The organism is Verrucomicrobiia bacterium (genome assembly GCA_026414565.1).
Classification (GTDB): Bacteria; Verrucomicrobiota; Verrucomicrobiia; order Limisphaerales; family Fontisphaeraceae; genus Fontisphaera.
On the sequence record JAOAIT010000065.1, the window covers coordinates 35,526 to 54,028 of the forward strand.

The 18,503-nt window shown below is 63.8% G+C and carries 9 protein-coding genes; all 9 read right to left on the reverse strand.

What is annotated here, in order from left to right; all coding sequences use genetic code 11:
* Nucleotides 1–63 precede the first annotated feature (63 nt).
* On the reverse strand, nt 64–2,283 hold the full coding sequence (locus N3J91_15985) for a formylglycine-generating enzyme family protein (GenBank protein MCX8157913.1): 2,220 nt from the start codon (nt 2,281–2,283) through the stop codon (nt 64–66).
* A gap of 109 nt (nt 2,284–2,392) precedes the next feature.
* On the reverse strand, nt 2,393–3,781 hold the full coding sequence (locus N3J91_15990) for a DUF4832 domain-containing protein (protein MCX8157914.1): 1,389 nt from the start codon (nt 3,779–3,781) through the stop codon (nt 2,393–2,395).
* Between the two features lie 166 nt (nt 3,782–3,947).
* Nucleotides 3,948–5,825, reverse strand: coding sequence for a hypothetical protein (locus N3J91_15995; protein ID MCX8157915.1), 1,878 nt, complete (start codon nt 5,823–5,825; stop codon nt 3,948–3,950).
* A 175-nt stretch (nt 5,826–6,000) separates the two neighbouring features.
* Complete coding sequence (locus N3J91_16000) at nt 6,001–8,691, reverse strand: PQQ-binding-like beta-propeller repeat protein (protein MCX8157916.1); 2,691 nt, start codon at nt 8,689–8,691, stop codon at nt 6,001–6,003.
* An 830-nt stretch (nt 8,692–9,521) separates the two neighbouring features.
* Entirely contained in the window at nt 9,522–10,760 is a 1,239-nt protein-coding gene (locus N3J91_16005) for a glycoside hydrolase family 99-like domain-containing protein (GenBank protein ID MCX8157917.1), read from the reverse strand.
* 500 nt (nt 10,761–11,260) lie between these two features.
* Nucleotides 11,261–11,815, reverse strand: coding sequence for a glycoside hydrolase (locus N3J91_16010; protein MCX8157918.1), 555 nt, complete (start codon nt 11,813–11,815; stop codon nt 11,261–11,263).
* Nucleotides 11,791–13,548, reverse strand: coding sequence for a hypothetical protein (locus N3J91_16015; GenBank protein MCX8157919.1), 1,758 nt, complete (start codon nt 13,546–13,548; stop codon nt 11,791–11,793). Before N3J91_16015 ends, N3J91_16010 begins: the two co-directional genes overlap by 25 nt.
* Nucleotides 13,549–13,789: 241 nt before the next feature.
* Nucleotides 13,790–15,349: a GDSL-type esterase/lipase family protein gene (locus tag N3J91_16020; GenBank protein MCX8157920.1), complete on the reverse strand. Its 1,560-nt coding sequence runs from the start codon at nt 15,347–15,349 to the stop codon at nt 13,790–13,792.
* Nucleotides 15,350–15,466: 117 nt separating this feature from the next.
* Nucleotides 15,467–18,442: a hypothetical protein gene (locus N3J91_16025; GenBank protein ID MCX8157921.1), complete on the reverse strand. Its 2,976-nt coding sequence runs from the start codon at nt 18,440–18,442 to the stop codon at nt 15,467–15,469.
* Nucleotides 18,443–18,503: the final 61 nt, after the last annotated feature.

An 18,503-nucleotide genomic window follows, 5' to 3' on the forward strand; every position in this document is an offset into this window, starting at 1 on the left:
CAAGATTGGTTTCAAGCCCTAATACCGCAACTTCACGGGGGACCAGCGAGGGAGTCCGGACGGCTAACTTCCCAAATCCACCGCGCACCGGAAGCCCACCGTGGCACAACGCTCCAAACCGGGCCAGAAGCGCAGCAGTTTGGCCGTGTGCGCGTTCGGACGGGGGCCGCCGTCGAAATACCAAATCGACCCTTCCGCCTTGTACCAACAACCGCCTTTGAGCAGCACAAAGCGGTTGCGCCCATCCGTGTGTTCGCTTTCCGTCAGCTCCCACACGTTGCCGCAGCAATCGTACAGGCCAAAAGGTGAGCGACCGCCCGGAAACGCCGTCACCGGCGTGGTGCCGCCGGTTTGTCCCCCGTTGCGTCGGGCCGGATCATCCTCCTGCCCCCAAGGGTATTTGAGCGCCGTGGGCCCCTGCGCGGCGTATTGCCATTCCTCCTCCGTGGGCAGCCGTTTGCCGGCCCAGGCGGCATAGGCGCGGGCATCGTCTAGGGTGACATAAACCACCGGATGCTCCTCAAGCCCTGCGGGAAGTCGGCCATTCCCCCAATGCTTGAGGAAATTATCCGGGATGGCCGGCCGGTATTTCGTGGCTTTCATGAAGGCCGCAAATTGGCGGTTGGTGACAGGCGTGGCGTCAATAGCATAAGGCTTGAGCGCCACCCGCCGGACAAAGGAGCGGGTCCCTCTGCTGGTGTGGGGACGATCCGGGGAGGCCTCGTAATAGCCCAGCTCGCGCACGGTGAATTCCACCGTCAGCTCCACCGTAGCCGCAGGAATGCGGATCATGCCTTCAGGCGCTTGCGCATGAATCCGGGTGGGCGTCACAGGAATGCGTTGCGCAACCGAACGGGCTGGCGTGGTGTCATCACTGGCCGCTGCATGCACCCGCTGTTGTCGGCGCAGAAAATCATTCCAACCTTGAGGCAGCCGGCCGGCTTCCCGGGCGTAAAAGCAACCCACGCCGCGGGGGCGAAGGCTCCCAGAAAGAATCCACAGGCCATTTTTGTTTTCAGCCCGGATTTCAAGTCCTTGCACAAGATCGAACAACCGCTGACCGGCTGAGCCTTGAATGGCCAGCAGCGGCCCTTGCACCGCCTTGTCTGAACGATTCACCAATGTCCACAGCCGCTCCGTGCCCTCGCCCCATTGCGAGGCAAAAACCGCCGGATGAAGTGTCGGCACCAACGGCATCCATGCCTCGCCGGCAAACAAGGCGGCAAAACGCCGCTGAATGGGCAGGAGGGTGCGCAGGAGGGAGCGATCGCGGGCGTTCCACCCTACCCACTGGCCGAAGACGTTTTCCCACACCATCATCCCGCTGCCGTTCATCCAGGCGGTGTGCAGCTCGCTGGAATGATCCCATTCCCAGCGCCGGATTTGATGCTGCATGTGGCGGCGTTCAAACCATTTGTTGCGAAGCACGCCGGGCGCGGGGCTGTCAAATTCACCCCACCACTGCGCCCATGACAAATGATGATCATGGACGTTCTGCAACGGGAGCATCAGCTCGCCCTCCAGCGCCACCCCGCGGCGCACCGCATCCAGCCGCTGGCGAAAATCACCAGCAGCCTTGTCCAAGGTGTCCAAAAAGATGCCGTCGGCCTCCAGCTCAGCTACCATCTGGACCAGCGACGCCAGATGATCCTCTCCCCCCAGGCGCGTCCCCGTGTCCCAAGGATTGTAACAAAGAAAGACTTTGACCCCACGGGTTTGAAAGCGACGGACAACCTGGCGCACACCCCGCAGCCCGCCGGGCAGCTCGCGGTAATAATCAAACTGGTTGCGCCCATCCACGCCAATCCACGGATAGGCCTGCCAGAGCACCACCGCGTCATAGCCGCCAAAGGTTTGCGCTTCCGCGTCCAAAAACTCCTCCACCCGGTAACGCCCCCGGCGCGCGTCCAAAAACCGCTCGTCGTTCAACATTAAAAAACAACAGCAGAAGCACGAGGACACCCAGGCAAAGTCGGGACGCTGATAGAGCGCATCCGAGTAATTCAACTTCGCCCGGATTTTGCTCCGCATCTTCATCAAGGCCTCACGCCATGCCGGCCATTGCGCCGGGTCCTTCGGCGCCGGAATGAGCGCAGGGGGAAAACCATCCGGGGCGAAGGGAATCAAGCTGGATTGCTCCGCGCCCGCCGGTGTCTGAGCCCGCAACGCATCAAGCCAGAGCAACGCCGTCCCGCCGCAGGCCAGACGCCGCAGCCATTCCCGGCGATTGATTGACGCCGCAGGATTTCGCAGCAGTCTGCTGTGGTGGATCTTGTGGGTCATGGTCACGCCGGGCCGCAATACGCCAGCCCGGCGGCAAGATTAGCGCCGCTCCGCCACCGATTCAAAGCCACAGTGAAGGCAATGCAGCCAAAACATGACCCCATCCTTCTCAAGGCACGCGAAACTCCCCGAGTGTCAGCCAGCCGGATTGATGTTGATCTTGCGATTGATTGGCGAAGCGCAGCGGCAGGCCATGGATGAGCGGGTTGACCACCCGCAGCAATAAACGGTACACGCCCGGCGGCAGCGCCGCAACCTTGCCGCGGTGTTGCCACCCAACGGCAGCTTCTCCCGGCAGGATGGTGGAGAGCCGCCAATCGGTTTTCCACACGGCCATCTGCTCGCCAGCCCCGCTCACCACTGCCAGTTCAACCGGCCAGTCATAATAAAAGGGCGCCACGCCGGTATTGGTAACCATCAGCGAAACGCCCAGTTGACCCCCGCCAGCGTTGATTTCCGCCGCAGTGACATACAGCTCGTAGCCCATGCGTTGGGCGGCACGAAGTGCGCGTTCGCGGGCCGCCCCCTGCAGTTTGCCCCGAAAAACGCCCTCATTGCAGAGCCAGGAAACATGGGTCACCTCCACGCAACGATCAAACTCCTGTCCGGCGGGCGCACAAGAAGGCTCGTCAAAGAGGCACTTCCAGATTTCCGGGCGTACCTCGCCGCCAATTGGCTGCGTGCGCCATTTATCCAGCGCTCCGGCGGCGCGCAGGCGGGTCTCAAAAAACCACTCATTCCCCTTTTTGCCCGTGTGCACCGTGGCCCACGCAAAGGAATCGTCGTGATAACCGATGGCCCGCCGGCTGTTGTCAGCATAGACGGGGTCGTTCGGGCCGGCGGGGTAGCGCGCCACCAGCTTGGTCTTTTTGAACGCGGCCTCAAAGGCGTCCATCACCTCCCGTTGGACGGTCTTGGAGGCAAACCATTTTTGGTTGGGATAATTATGCCACTCGCCCCATGTCCCGAGCAGGCCAAGGCCGATGAAGCCCACCCGCGGATCGCCGTCGTATCGGCGGCCCAGCGCGTAAATGAAATTGGTCAGCGCCGCGCGCAGGCGTGGGTCCTCGTAATCCGGCGTGTGATCCACCGCAGGCGGAAACGGCTGCGTGTTCGTGTTCGTCCACCGTCGCATGGTTAATCCCGCGTCAATCAAGTATTGCGGCACGCCCGTGCTTCTGCCCGGCCACTCCATATAAAAGCGGGCGATGAACTGGTGCCCGCGCGAAGCGGCCGCGTTGAGTTTCGCCTCAAACGGCGCCCAATTAAAATTCGTCGGGCCGGTCATCACCTCGGATAGTTTGGTATAATCCCACTCCAGGCTGTGGGGGAAGGTCTTGTCCTCGCGCAGGTACGGCACAAAACCCTTGAGCGGATTGTCCGGCGGCGCGGGCGCATAAGCCAGGCTGGCCGCCTGGACCAGGCACCACGGCAGCAGCCACAGCAATCCCCATCCCAAAGTTCGCAGACGGCCGGCAAAATGGCGTTGAAGGTTCATTTTGGCTTAAGGTTTTTAGTCTTGCATGAGCCTCGGCGCGCGCCAGAACCAGCCCCCAACCACCACCCGCCCGCTGCTCCGCCAGCGCCGTTGCGGCGCGTGCGGCTTTGGCGCAAGCCCAGCCAATCAAAGGATAAAGTGTCGTGCCGAACCACACGAACCCTGTTCATTCCGCCGCCATCTCCACCCAGCGGGTGCGCACGTTGCGACCGGTGGGCAGTTCCCAGGTTTCCTGATGGCCCAGGAGACGGCTTTGTGTGTGCGTGCCTGCGTGATCAATCCAGTGATAAGTGACACACGTGCGGCCGCCACCAGCCACAGGGTAGATCAGATGCCCCTCGACCCGCCGGTAGCGCTTGCCCCCGTCGTTGTGCAAACGCACTCGCACGGCGGAGGCCTGGTTGTCCGGCAGATGCGCGTGCGCCGACCACAGAGTCTGCGACCAAAAATCCGCCGGTTCCACACCGCGCCGCACAATACGACCATCCTTCAGCAAAGGCAGCCAGGTGCGCCCGCCATCCAGTGAATACTCCATCTGGTAACGCACCTGGGGGTTGGGCGGGTTGCCGGAGGCCACATGCGCGGCCACGTAAAGCTCCCGCGCCGGCTCGCCGCGAGGAGTCTTGAACTCCAGCGTGACCCGCGGGCTGTCCCACCCCCCCTCGATGATGCGCGGGCCGGCCTGCGTCACGTTGGGGCCGAAGCTCACGATGGCGCGTCCGCCAATTTCCAGCCTGATACGGGTGCCGCCATCCTTGAGTCGCGGAAAGGTGGCGGGATTAGCCTGGCAGATGGTGGTGATGGTCAGGCCGCTACCGGCCAGCCGGGACGCCGGCGCGCCCAACCGCAGTTGCCACTGGCGGCGGCCCTTGACGTGATCGGTCAAATCCATGCCATCGGCAAAGGCGCCACAGTCCTTCCACGTCGCGCCGCCATCGGTGGAAATGGCAACAGCGCACCCGGCGCGGCCATTCAGGACGAGGCCGCGGCGGCCGCCCGGCTGGTAAATGTCCCAGGGGCCATCCCCGGCGGGCATCGCGGCGATAATGTACGGCGTATAAAACTCCAGCGTGACGTGGCGCTCGCTCTCGTCCACCACGCCTTCTTTATAGCCGCCGCCGGCGAAGTCCGGCTGCCAGACATATTGCGCGTTGCCGTAGCGGGCCTGGCCGTCCACGTGCGGAGTGCCGGTTCGACTGCCAAACATTTTCTCCGGCTGGTTGACCCACGTGCGCGAGCGTTCAGGGCCGGGGATGCCGCCGGTGCGGTAGTTGCGGCCCCAGAAGACAAAGGTGCGGCCGTCTTCCAGTCCCGGCTCAAACCAACGCCGCAGCCGCTCGCCCTGGCGCAGGTGGACGATCGGCGGGGGGCCGGCGTAACCCGCCTGGTATTCAGCGGTCTTGTAGGCCGCGTACGCCGCGCCGTCGCCCGGGTGCAACCCGCAGACCAGCCAGCCCTGCTGGCGCTCCGGGGCATGCTCGCGGCTGGTCAGGGTTTTCCAATTTTTGCTGATGACATCCAGCCCCAACAGCGTGCGGCCCTCGGCATCAAAAATCACGGTGGACAAATCGTGATCCACCATCGCCCAGCGGCCCTCGCCGTAGCCCTCGCCGGTGAGAAAGACTTCCAGGGAGTTGTGCCCGCTGGTGCCCGTCACGCGGCTGCGGCAAGGACCCAGCATGGCGTCCAGCTCCGCCGTCCACTGCGCATGGGTGGTGCCGCACAAAGCGAATCCATGCGCGAAAAGGCCGGTCCAATAGTCGCGCGTGGCGGAGTCGCTGGAGTTGGAGAACCCCTTGCCCCACAGGTCCTCGGTGCCTTCCTCGCCGTGGGCGTAGTGGGTGTTGCGAAAGAACCATGAGGCCAGCACGCGGTCCTGCTCCGTGCGCACCGGACGGCCGGTGGCGCGTTCGTACTGGGCCGCCTGAGTGGCGAAGAGCCGCGGAAAAGAGGACATGGCCAGCTCGCCGGGATACCATGGATGATCGGTGGCCAGTTGGGGATCGCCCACACCAGCTTGCAGGCCGGCCGACAGCCCGAGCATGGCGAGCCCGCAGAGCCGGCGCGCGCCGCCAACCCTCAATCGCTCGCAGAGTTTCATATTGAATTGGACGCTGCCGCCGGCCTTTCCTTCAGGCGGAAAGGTTTCATCCAGCCGGAGCCTCAACGCTGCCGTCCGCACGCCGGCGCCGGATCAGTTTCGTGTCCTGGTGTTGGCCTTACCGGGCGGCGGCCCGCAAAGTCAGCGCGAGTTTTTGCACGTAAAACTCATCCGCCCGGCACCAGGGCAAATCCACCATGCTCCGCAAGCGCTCCGCTGGTTCGCCCAGGATCAGCGCCCGCGCGGCAAAGATTTCCATGGGCGTGGTGGGAAGCTGGGTGGGCGATTCGTTGCGCCATAATTGTTCCACGTTCCACGCCAGCCACCACCCGGGCCGATGATAGTCCACATAGGTGGCCATCAGTTGCCGTTCCACGGGCAGGGCGTACGCCGCCAGCAAGCGCGCCACCTCCGGCGTCAACCGCCGCCAGCGGGCCACAACCGAGCGCCCGTTGGGCAGCGTCCGAATGACCCCGCCCCGCGTATGGGCCAGGGCAAAGACCAGCCGGGCGCGCATCGCCTGACGGGTCAGGGGCAGGGCTTCGTCCACCGCCGCCTGATCGCCCGCAGCCCGGGCCAGACGGCAATAGGCCATCAACCCGGCCAGGCGCGCGTTGCCGAAGTCGTCGTCGGGGCGGGCCGGCGGCGTGCGCAGCCGCTCGCGCAATTGGGGCCAATGTTTTTCCAGCCAGCCGATGGCGGCGGGGGTGCGCGTCCACAACCAGAGCGGGTAAAGCCGGGCCAGATCGTCGCGCACCGGGTCTTCCAACACCTGCATGAGCTTGAGCGGCACGTCGTAGTGCACTCGCGGCTGCCCGGCTTGGGACGCGTAGGTGCGCGGCAGGCCGCCTTCAAGCAGCGCGGCGGCCCGGGCATCGGCCTGCCGTTGCAATTCCTCGTCGAGAAACGGGCGCGCCAGCAGGAGCGTCAACAACGTTTCACTCGGATCGTGGAAAAATCGGTAGGCCTCCTCCGGCGCTTTGCCGGCTGGAATGACCAGTGGTTGCCAGGGCTGGCTCAACAATTCGCGCACCTGGCACCGCAGGCTTTCGCGCAGCGCCGTTTGTCCCTCGGGCACGCTGGCGGGTGCCGCCGGGTCAAAAGCCGGTTGCCATATAAACTCATCCAGCTCGCGGTCGGCTATGGCCGCCACGGTTCGCTCCGCCTCTGCCACCAGCGGAGCAGCGGCCGTGCCGGGCACCCGGCCCGGCAGGGCCTCCAACACGTTGGTCAGGCGCGGCGTGGCCAGGGTGTCCCAATCCCATGGCAGGGCTTGGAGCCGCTGCCATTCCTCGTCGCTCAACTTCGGCGCGGGCAGCGTGGTTTTCTTGGGCGGCGGCGCGCCCGGGGCGGAGCGATAAGCCACCAGCGCGCAACCGGAATTCAATTCGTGAGTGGGCAGGTAATAGAAGCGGCCGCCCGCAATGGCCACCGGCACATCCAGCACCGAGCCGCCGCCGTACACCGCGGTGCCGCGGATAAGCCACTCCGCCCCGGCGGGCAGCTCCTGCCCGCGCCACGCGGCCACACTCAAGGCGAGTGCCTCGCCTTTGGCGGGCTCATGGATGTTGAGTGCCAATGGTTGCTCATATCCCTTCAATGTAAGCAGGTCCAGCGCGTTGACGTTGTCCTGATGGGTATTAATCAGCAGCCGCCCGGCAAAGCTCAACTGGCTTTGCTCATCATGCACCAGCAGCAGACTGTCATGCCAGCCATACGTGCGGGTCTCATCCATCAGGGGAGTGATGTGGCCGTTGGTGGTGTTGAGATAGCCCACGTTGAGAAAGGGCGAATAATGCTCATAACGGCTGCGCAACAATGCCTGATACTTGACGATGACCCGACCCTCCGGCGTCACCAGCGGCGGCGCCCCGGGTCCGTTCATGCTTTCCGAGGCCACAATCGGCGCCACAAAGCGCGGCCGGCCGCTGGCCGGGTCCAGCACAAAGAAAGTCTGATACGCTGGCTCCTCGGTGAGACGGCGGCGCAGATAATCCAACTGCGCCAGGTAGGTCTCCGGCTTTTCCATTAGCCGAAAGTTCTCCGCGCGCAACCGGTCACTCTCCTCTTTCTTGTGCCGCCAACTGGCAAAATCCCCAAAAACGGCCTTCACCATCTCCAACAGCAGGTTCTGCATCCGGTCATAGCCGATCACCGGCTGCGTCGTCACCATCACCGCCCCATCCGGCGCGATCACCGGATGGTAACCACGCATTGAGGCCCCGGGCAGTTGGGGACTGCGCCACAACTCGCGGCCGTCCGCAAGCGCCAGGGCGTGCACCCGCAGAGCCTCGCTGCCGATATACACCCGGCCCATGCGCGCATCAATGGCCGGACTGTTCAACAGCGGCGCGCCGGTGTCGGCTTTCCAGCGCAGTTGGCCTGTAGCCGCGTCCAGCGCGTACAAAAAACCGTCACGGCTCCCAATAAAAACCACGCCGCCATGAATCGCCGGCGCATTCCACACCGCCGCGCCGGTTTGGAAAGACCAGGCCGGCTTTCCGCTGGCAGCCTCCAAGGCATAGACCCGGCCATCGGCACTGCCAAAGAAGACCCTGCCTTCTCCCAACGCCGCCGCATGCAAGATGGGCCCGCCAGCCTTGAACGTCCAGACATCCCGCCCCGTGTCAGCGTCCAGGGCATGCAACACCCCCGCCATGGTCCCGAGGTACACCCGGCTGCCCGCAATGACGGGCTGAATGCCGCTTTGCAACCCCTCATCAGGGAACAAGCGGTACCATTGCCGCGTGCATGGTGGGCGCAGCTCCTCCGGCGTGCCGCCGGAGCGCGCCGCATCATGGCCAAGCATGGGCCAATCCCCTGCCCACACGCGGCCGGACGAAAGCAGAGCAGAAAGCAAAACCAGGCCAATGAGCAGCCCAAAACCGGCTAAACGTTCTGCGCCTGAGCATTGAGGACTGATTTTGGTCGAAAGGACAGACGACGCATTACCCACGCCAGGCATCCCCCGGGGCAACAGGATCAGTGCATTCATGTGAATACCTGATTGAATCTCCAATACCAGAATGTTTCAAGCACATCTTGATCTCCTTCACGCCGCGATTGGCTCGCATGCACGCCCCGGACGACAGCGCCCGACCTGCTTGACTCACTTTGCTCACACATAAGGGAAGCGGTGCAAAATCCGCACGAAACCAGCCCCCCGCAGCCGGGCCCGGTGGAGGCATCACGCGCCCAATCTGGAGCAAGCGCCTTTCCTTGCCCGGGCAAGGCGGCGTGGTGGTCTCATGCCAGGCGCAGCACCGCGTCACCGCCGATCCACGGCGAGATGAAACCTTGCACCGCGCCACCCGCCATCTTACCAACACGCGCCGACCCGCCGTCCTGCGGGCGATACCAGTACACGGCAAACCTCCCGCGCGCGCTCCGCAAGTCCAGACTTAGCCGCGCCGGACGGTCACAAACCGTCCGGGCGTCCACTCGCGCGCAGATAGACTTTGATGCACGCAAAAACGCCGGGGGACTGGTCGTGGCGGCAGGCCCGGGACGATCGGCAGAACGGACTGAGGCCGGGGCGCACAGCAGGACGCAACGCGGGGCTGGCGGCCATGGAGGTGCTCGCGCAGCTTGGGTTCGCATCAGGAGATGCCAACAGGCCGGAATCAAGACCGCCGGATGTCAACGGACGCCAAAAACCTCCCGCACGGCTTCGAGATACTTATAGCCGTTCACGGTGTCCGGTTCGAGGTAACTCCCCTCTGTCCATTCGTTCCAGCAATTGATTGTGAGGACACGCGGCCCGTTCGGCTGCGCCAGCAACCGGCGTTGGGCCATCCGGAGGGCTTCCCGGAATCGCTCGGGGGTGTTGTTTTGAATCGTGTGGGTGAACGGATACCCCGAGTTGTCGAAGGCATCCGCCGGATCGCAGCGCGGACTCGGATCCCAGCCCATGGTGATGTTGGGGAAATACGGCACACCGAAACCTTTTTCAGCGCGATCCCAATATGCAAAGTAGGCGTCCCGGGCAACGTTGTAATCTGTTGCCTGCTCCGGGAGCTGCACATGATGAGCCCAAACGTAGGAAGTGACTGAATCAAAGCCCAGGTCGCGCACCAGGCGAAACTGATTCAACGGCGTCTTTTCGCCCGGGAGGATCGGCTCTCCCCAAGCCACCGCGTTCAGATGAAGCCCGGCCAGGCCGGCAGCCCTGGCCTTGGCCCGAAACCGGTCCAGAGTCGCCCGTGTCGCCTCCACGGTGCCGAAATTCTCGAGCAGCTTGCTGAGCTCGTAAAAGGAAAAATAAGGCTTCCCGTCAATGCGCCAGTAGGAGGGATGCGCGAAGTAATCCCGGATCAAGTGATCACAAATTTTCTCAAAGGCGTCGGGGCTGACCCTGCCGCCATACAGCACCTCGTAGGGCTTTCCCTTCTTGTAGGGAAACAGATTCTTCAGCCAATCGTGGTTTGCCCACATGAGCGCGAACTGGATGCGGCTGTTGTTGGTCGCCTTGAGAAATCCCTCGTTGATCGGCCGGTCCAGGAAGGGGCCGTCCTCATAATGGTACCAGTCGAAAATGAATACCTGGATACCATGGTCGGCCGCGGCAGCTATCTTCTGCGCCATGACACGAGGATCGGATTCGTCCTGATAGCCCCATAGCGGCACTTTGGGTTGCGGGTGGCCGGGAAAACGCGGCTTGGCGGCCTTGACCAGCTCCCATTCACTCCACTCCCTGCCCCGCAGCTTCAGATTGCGCGGGTCATTGGGATGGTATTGGCCAAAATAATAACATGCCACCGTGATGTTGGTGGCAGCTTGCGGAGCCGGTTTGTCCGCAGCCGAAGAGGCACCCGGCAGCAGCGCCAGGAGTGACAGCCAGCGGATAAATCGCAGAACATGGTTGTATATGGCTTTCATAATCAACTATTTTTGTCAGCCAAAATGCTCATGCCCCCTTGGTGCAAGTCACCCCAGGCGGGTTCAAGTCTGGCGTGATTAGGAATCCAGCATCCGCCCCCCTGGAAATCCCCTGAGCCAGCGCCCGTGAGACCGCCGTATTCTGGCCAGTTCCAGCCCGCGAACTGGGCCTTGGCGCGGGCCAGGTCATCGCCGCCAGACTCGTTGAACGGTTGGTCGGCTCTGACGTTAACAAGGCCGGCCGTAGCCGAGATCACCGGGAGGACCACCAACAGCCACGCGGTCAACAAGCCGCACGGCACAAGTCTGGTGGAGGTGGGGTGCATGGTTGTTTTCGGAAATTCGCTGTTTCAACTTGCAGCAGGAGATTCAACAATCCGGCGAGGGGGTGGACAACCCATAAGTCAAACCGTCCAAAGCTCCCCTCGCATCTGCACGCTTGCTAAGTTACCAACCTCTTCCGGTCATAAGCAAATACCCAGGTTGTAAAAGCACGCCAGCTATTTGCGCACCGCCATCGCCACGCCGAACCCGTTGGACGCGAGGTAAAGACGACCATATTCCCGGCCATCCGCCACCATGTCGTTGACCTGGCCGGTGAACGGGCAGCGGCCGGGCGCCGTCATGGCTTCCCAAGTGGCGCCGAGATCGTGGCTGGCAAAGACACCGTCCTGCTCCTGACCGCCCAGCCTCAGAGTGCCGGCGACGTAGAGGGTCGGCAACTGGGTGCCCGGCTTGGGCAGGCCCGCCGCCATGGCATAGGCGTTGAGCACAACGCCCGCCGCGACACGTTGGAAACTGCGACCGCCATCAAGACTGCGGTGGATGCCATTGGGGCCGGCGCTTACCCACAACTCGCCCTGGCCACTCACCGGGTTTTTGAACGGCACCAGAAAAGCGTGTCGGGCCTCCTGACCGCCGAATGGAGCATTACCGGCGGGCAAAGACCAGGAAGCGCCGCCATCTTCGCTCACCCAAACCTCATGACGCTTTTCCGGGTTCTTACGCATGAGGTAGAAGCGCTTGCCGTTCACCCGGTCCGCCTCCAAGCGCACAGCATGGAAGGTATAGGGTTGAGGTCATCCAGTTTCCAAGGGATGCCGGTGCCCGGCTGCCAGGAGCAGTTTGCGGACCAGGCGTTGGTCGTATAGTGCGGACGGCGCAGAAACCCGACCACCACCATGTGATTCGGATCGGTGGCGGAAATCGCCACCTTGCCGGGTCCCATGCTCTGCGGATGTGCGCTGCCTTCTGGTGGCGGCAGGGTGCGCGTCACATAAGTCAGGCCGTTGTCCCGGCTCAGAAACAGCCTGGGCCAGGCGGAGCTGTAACCGCCTTGGGTGGCCCGCAGCACCACAATGCGCTGCGGATCCGACGGGGCCGCCTCAATGTCGCAGATTACCGCATCACGGTTGCGGGGCTCGCCCTCGGGCAGGTAATCAACCAGTTGCCGCCTGGGCGACACCAGCGGATCCGTGAAGCGCATCCCATTCACATCCGCCATGGCGACAAACAGGCGCGCCTCGCCCGTCGGCGGCGAGCACAAAGCCCAAGGCACTGTGGTCTCGTAGCCCCGCACGACGGCCTCGAACCGCACGGTTGGCGCATGACGATCTTCGCAACGCATAATGCTGAAGGCGTCGCCGCACCACAGCCGCTTCGGTTGGAAGGGATCAAACGCCAGCTTCCCATGGGCGGGTTGAAGAAATGTCGTGTCCAGCCAGTTGGTCGCCCGCGCCTCCAGGCCCAGCGCCCGTTTGGGATTGTCATACAACTTCCACTCGCCGGTGCGCCAGGTGGCGCCACCGTCCTCGCTCTGCCACAGCTTGTTGTCCCCGGCAGCCACGATCCGGCGGCGATCCGCCGGATGACTGTCCACACTGCCAAAACTCTTGCCGGCGGTCCCGGGCAGGACTCTCCAGACCGTGCCATTGAAGGCAAACAAACCATTCTCGCCCGCCACATAGCAGGTGCCCGCCTGCGGACCCGGCGCAAGCTGGCGGCAGGAAGTGGGCGCCTCCCCGGCCTCGAGACGGGTGAAGGTTTCACCCCCGTCCTGGCTGCGCCAGACGCCGCCCGTCACCGAGCCTTTGCTGGCGACGCCGAGAAACACCAGCCGGCTGCGCGGCGGGGTGCCCACGGTGCCGCCCCGCGAATCCACCCACACCACTCGCACGCCAGTGGGTTCCCAATCGTTCTTGGAAAAGCCCGTGGGGGCGTTGGTTAGTTTGGTAAAAACGGGTTTGGCAGCGCGGGCATTGAGGCTGCGGTACACGCCATCAATCAGGGTGGCGACGTAGAGAACGTCCGGATTGGCGGGATCCACCGCCAAGGCCTCGCCTTGGCGGCGTTCCGCCAGATTGCCGCCGAAGCTCAAAATCGGCACGCCCCACTGGCCCTGGCGCCGCGCCCCGTCCCATATTCGCGTCCAAGTGGCCCCATAGTCAAAAGAGCGGTACAGCGCGTTGCCCTCCGGGTTTTCCTGGGTGCCGTTGACGTAGGCGCCAAAGGAGGCGTAGATCGTCCCGCGTCGGCGCTCATCGCTGCCAGGGGCAGGGTCCACTGCGATGGCGTGGCAACTGCGACTGCCGAAACGGGCCGGCATCCAGTCCATAAGGCTGACCCAGCACTGTCGTTTTGCATCCCAGCGCAACACTCCGGCGGTGTCCTGACGGGCATAGATCAGGTCCGGCACCGCCGGATGGGCAAGCACCGTGCTGTTCAACCCGCCGCCTTCAATGGCTACCGAGGTCCAGATCCAGGCTGGGTCAGCTGCTGCCGCCGGCAAAACCCCGGCCAGCATGAGCAGACTGATTGCCAGGACGCTGCCAATGGTGGAAATCCGCAGTAACGGGCGGGTGGGGCAAGGGCACTCGGCCCTCGCGGACGCCGAGGATTCCATCATAGGCGCACCGGGGGCCGCCGGCACCGCCGCCAAAGCCGCCAGGCCGCGCCAATGTGTAAGAAAGGTGAAATGACTGATTAAATTCGTATTCCTGTAAGTTTTCACAGCAGACATCACTCTGGCGTTATTTAAGCATGGTTTCCAACACCGGGTCCATAACCTCTGCCCACAGGCGATAGCCTGCGGCAGAAAGGTGTAATTTGTCCGCGGTGTAAAATTTCAGCTCCAGTTCCCGATCCGGCCGAAGTAGCCGCTCGCTGATTTCCAGGAAGACCACCCGCCGACCGTCGGCGAACTCCTTCAGCGCGGCGTTGATGGTGTCCACGCGCCGGCGCGTGCCGCCGTCACCCTTGTCGAAGAAATGCCAGTTGGAAACCAGCAGAATCTTGGCGTCGGGCGCTTTGGCCTGAATTGCCGCCACCACCGCCTTGATCCCTTTCACGGTATCGTCAGCGCCAAAGCCGGGCCAGAGGTTGTTCACCCCGACGGACAGCATCACAACTTTCGGGTTCAGTCCGTCCAGAATCCCTTTCTCGATGCGATAGAGCAATTGTGGGGTGCCATCGCCGCCCACCCCATAATTGACCGCCCCCAGTTTGGCATAGTGTTCTTTCCAACGCGGCTGCTCGCTCCAACCCTGAACCAATGAATCGCCAAGAAAGATAAGGGGGGCAGGACCTTCCTTGGCACGTTGGAGCTGGCCGTCAAGCACCTGCCGCCAGGCTTGGGGATAATCGGGCCAGAAACCTTCCGCCGGGTCGCAGGAGTGTCTGGGTTTGGGCGGGCCTTGCGGCTTGGGCCGTGGGACGGCCTGGGGTTTGGCGTCCGCGCCGGGATCGGTGCCGTCCAGGCTCACATCATCGAGCCAGACCACACCCGGGCCTTGCAGCATCAACACCACAGCAGCGCGGACGGCGTTGGTGGGCAATACAACTTCACCCTCGGCTTTGCGCCAATCGAAGCCGGTGAGGGCGTTGCCCACCACTTTGAAATCAATCCCCTTCCAGTCGGCGGTGAAGCTTTGCAGCGCCAGCATGGCGTTGGCACCGCCGTCGGCGCGAACCCAGCCGGAGAGTCGGAGGCGCTCGCCGCCTTGAACCGCAAAGAATTGGGACACTTGGGCTTGCGCCGCCCCCTCCACCGCTGCAAGGGCCAGCGAGGCGGGCGCGGAATGGAAGGTGGCCGTGTCACGCGAGACTTTGATCTTGCCCTGGCTGACAAACTCGCTGGTCCAGTGCTCGGGCTTGTCCAAGCCATCAGTCATGGATGGGTTGCGGAGGGCGATCTTGGTCAGGCCGGCTGTTTTTTCGGGCACGGGTTGGTTGATCGGCGCGGGCATGGCGGGCGCGCCGGCCAGGGGCAGCGCAAGCAAGGTCCGCAGGGTGCCTCCAGCGAGCATGTCCCAGAACTTCGGCGCGAAAAGCGGACGCTCGGGCGCGTCAGGTGCCACGCGCAGGAGAATCTCCTCATCCACAGCGAAGCCGCCTTCAGCTTTGAGTCCGGCTGGCACGTAATGCGCGGCGCTGCCGATGGGCTGGTTCCAAGTGCTGGGGCTGGCGGATGGCCAGAGCCAGGGATCACGGCGCGGTGCGGCGGTGGCGCCAGACTGCGCGCACAACCCACCCACAGCCAGGGCCAGGGCCAAACCCGCAAAAAACCAGTGCAACCGTTGGCACGATTTCATTTTCATTGTGCTTGGCGCGCCCGGCAGGAAGGAAAATCGCAGCGACAATTCCCCCTTCGCATTTCTCTTGGGCAACGTCATGGCCCATTCCCGCCCACCCGCCCCACTACGCCCGCTTCACGGAGTCAGATACTCGGTCATAAACCGGCCCAGCACCGCCTCCCCGCGGGCGTTGGCATGGACGGGATCGCGCTTGTACCAATCCAGCGGCTTGCCGCTGGCGCGCACATACTCCCCCCAAAGAAGCTGCAAATCAAGAAATCCCGCCTTCTCCTCCCGCGCCAGCGCGGCCAGCCGCACGTGCCAGGCCTTGGGCGTATCGGCGCGCTCGGCGGCCCATTTGGCGTCATCGGTGGGGTCCGCCGCGCCAAACGGCCCCGTGCAAAGCAGCACGTCCACAGGCCGCGTGACCCGAATTTCCCGGATGACTGCGCGCACAGCCTCGAGATCCTGGTTGTGACTGATGCCGCCAATGATGAGCAAATCGGGCTGCAAGGGCGCAACGTGCCGGCTCACCCGGCCCTGTTGCGCATACCACCAGCAGCCCTTGCCCCCGGCGACCACGGCGGTGAGTTCCAACCGCGTGTGCGGCATGCGCGCCTGCAGGCTCTCGCCAAAGCGGGAACGCCAAGTATCATTTACAATGCTGTCGCCCAGCATAACCACCCGCCAGACACCGCCGGTCTCCGCCAGACGGGCACGGCTCAGCGGCAACGCGTCCCAACGATCAGGGGGCGGGGTGTATTGCACCGGCGGAATTTCAGCGCGTGCGGCCGCCACCTCCGCCTCGCCGCGCTCAGGCTGCACGTTGAAATATACGATTTCCTGGCCTTCCTTGACCTGCCAGCTTTTACGTGCATCGGCGCGGGCCATCTGCTGCGCTTCGTCCATCACGGCCACACCGTCCACATGAATGGCATTGCGGCGAAGCTGCGTGTGCCGGGCCGGGGGCGCGATGCGAATACCCCGCGGCCCGTCGTAAATATGCGTGCCCTCGATCAGATTCCAATCCTTCAGCGGCGCGGTGGCGGGCAGACCCGTGATTTTGGCGCGGGCAGGCGGCAAATCCACAGCCGCGCGCTGGGCCGGATCCATTCCCTGCAGCCAGCCCGGCTGAATGTGAAAACTCGGGCCGTAGCGGAAGCCGGTAATCTCACAGAAACGCACACTGTTGCCAAAAACCAGCGGTCCCAAAAGGCTGATGTTGCCGCGCTCCATGAGCCGCACGCCGATCAACTCACAAAAGGCCACCGGCGAAGGCGTGGTGTTTTGCCAGGCCCACAAATAAAACCCTCCGCCCCGCCGCTGGGCATGGCCGTCCACCACGTGCCCGAAGTTGTTGCCCCAGAAGCCGGTCCAGTTCGCCGTGTTTTCCTCCTCGTTATCAATCCACAACGTCTCGGCGTAGGCCTTGCCGGTCATGATGTAGGTCGTGGCCTCCGGCAACACCTCCCACGGCGGCTCGAGATAGAGCGTGTTCACCGAATTGCTCACCACGCGGCGGTACTGGCCCAGGCCGGGGCCGTCCAGCACGAGTACATATTCGCCGCCCAGCTTTTTGCCCTCGAAGGGCGCGCCCGCCACCGTCAGGCTCGCGCGGTCTGCGCGCGCCACCGGCCCATGCCACGTGGCCTCCCCGGCCTCATACATGTTCTCGCCGGAATTGTGCCGGCGGGGAATATTGTTGCGCCAGCGGTTGCCCAACAGGATCGAGTGGTAACCGCTGGTGAAGCCGGTCTGGCTGACCCAGTTGCGGTCGCCGTCCTCAAGGGTGTTGTGCTCGATGATGGAATGCACAAAAGCGCGGATGAACAGGTTGTTGGCCTGCCCGTGCTGGATATTGCGGATCGTGTTGCCGCTGACCAGCGCCTGCTCATGCGGGCCATGTACCAGAAACACCCCGCCCTGCGCCGATTCGATCACCGAATCCTTGAGCACAAAACCGTAGGAGCCCCACTCCACCATGACGGCCGGCTCGGTCGAGTGCGTGGCACGCAGATGGCACCGCTCAATCCGGCAATGGCTGTGCGAGCCAAAGATAACCTGCAGCGTGCCCGGGCCGTCCACAAAACCAAGATCCGTCACCCGCGCATGATCCCGCAGCCAAAGCATCGCGCCCCGGTTGCCGCCCTCCTGCCGCGCGCGGAAATGCCCCGGCATGGCGCGGGCAATCTCTACCGGCACGTCCCAGCGCATGGGCCGCCCCTCCAGCACCACCAGCAGGCTGCTCTGCGGGCCGGCCCCCTGCAGCGTAACATTTGTGGGCACCCATAATGTTGCGCTGATGGCGTAAGCCCCCGGCGGCAGAAACACCGTGCCCCCGCCCGCAGCGCCGGCCTGCACCAGAGCGCGACGCAAGGCCGCAGTGTCATCGTGAAACCCGTCGCCGTGCGCGCCCATTTCGCGAACATTAAAGAAATTCGTCGCCGGTTTCACCGGCAGCGCCACCGCCAGCTTCACCGGCCCGCCCCAACCCGCCTCGCCGCCCGCGCCATTGTGAACGAACAAGTCATAGTCTCCAGGCGCCAGTTCGGAAGGCAGGCTCACCCGCACCTCGTAAAGCGGATGCTGGCCGCGCCGGAAATTCGTCAGGCGGACCACCTGCCCGTCGCTCCGTCGTTTCAAAGCCACCCACCGCGCATCCAAGGTGCGGCCAAACACGCGCACCTCGCCCCCGGGCACGGCGGTTTCGGGCGACACCCACCACGGCTGGGCGCTGGTGACCAGCCATGGCCTGGACCAGCCCTCACGATTGCGCACCCAGCACACGTGCCCGCCTGCGCGCGCATCATAAAAACCTTCGGCGTTGTATTGCGTCTCAAACTCGACGGCCATGACCAGGCCGCGTGGATCGGTGTCGAGCACGTTCAACTTGCGGGCTTCCGGTGGCGGTGTGGCGGGCAACAAATCCCGCCCGGGATAAGGACTTTGCCCCAGCGCCGCCCACACGCGGTTGGTGTCCAGCGGCACCCGCCAGCTTCGCACCTCGACCTCGCCCGGCGTGAAGCCCGTGCCCCAGATCAGCTTGGTGTTGCCCCCCTGCACCCGGCAGATTTCCGGCGCTGCCGCCAAAACGGCGTGGGCAAGCAACACAAAAGCCGCCAGGGGCAGCCAACACAGGCAGTTTGCGATCCTTAATCCATGGCAACGTGTC

Excerpts from the sequence above, each read along its gene's own strand:
- N3J91_15985 (MCX8157913.1), bottom strand. The coding sequence starts at position 2,283 with ATGACCCACAAGATCCACCACAGCAGACTGCTGCGAAATCCTGCGGCG.
- N3J91_15990 (MCX8157914.1), bottom strand. The coding sequence starts at position 3,781 with ATGAACCTTCAACGCCATTTTGCCGGCCGTCTGCGAACTTTGGGATGG.
- N3J91_15995 (MCX8157915.1), bottom strand. The coding sequence starts at position 5,825 with ATGCTCGGGCTGTCGGCCGGCCTGCAAGCTGGTGTGGGCGATCCCCAA.
- N3J91_16000 (MCX8157916.1), bottom strand. The coding sequence starts at position 8,691 with ATGCTTGGCCATGATGCGGCGCGCTCCGGCGGCACGCCGGAGGAGCTG.
- N3J91_16005 (MCX8157917.1), bottom strand. The coding sequence starts at position 10,760 with ATGAAAGCCATATACAACCATGTTCTGCGATTTATCCGCTGGCTGTCA.
- N3J91_16020 (MCX8157920.1), bottom strand. The coding sequence starts at position 15,349 with ATGAAATCGTGCCAACGGTTGCACTGGTTTTTTGCGGGTTTGGCCCTG.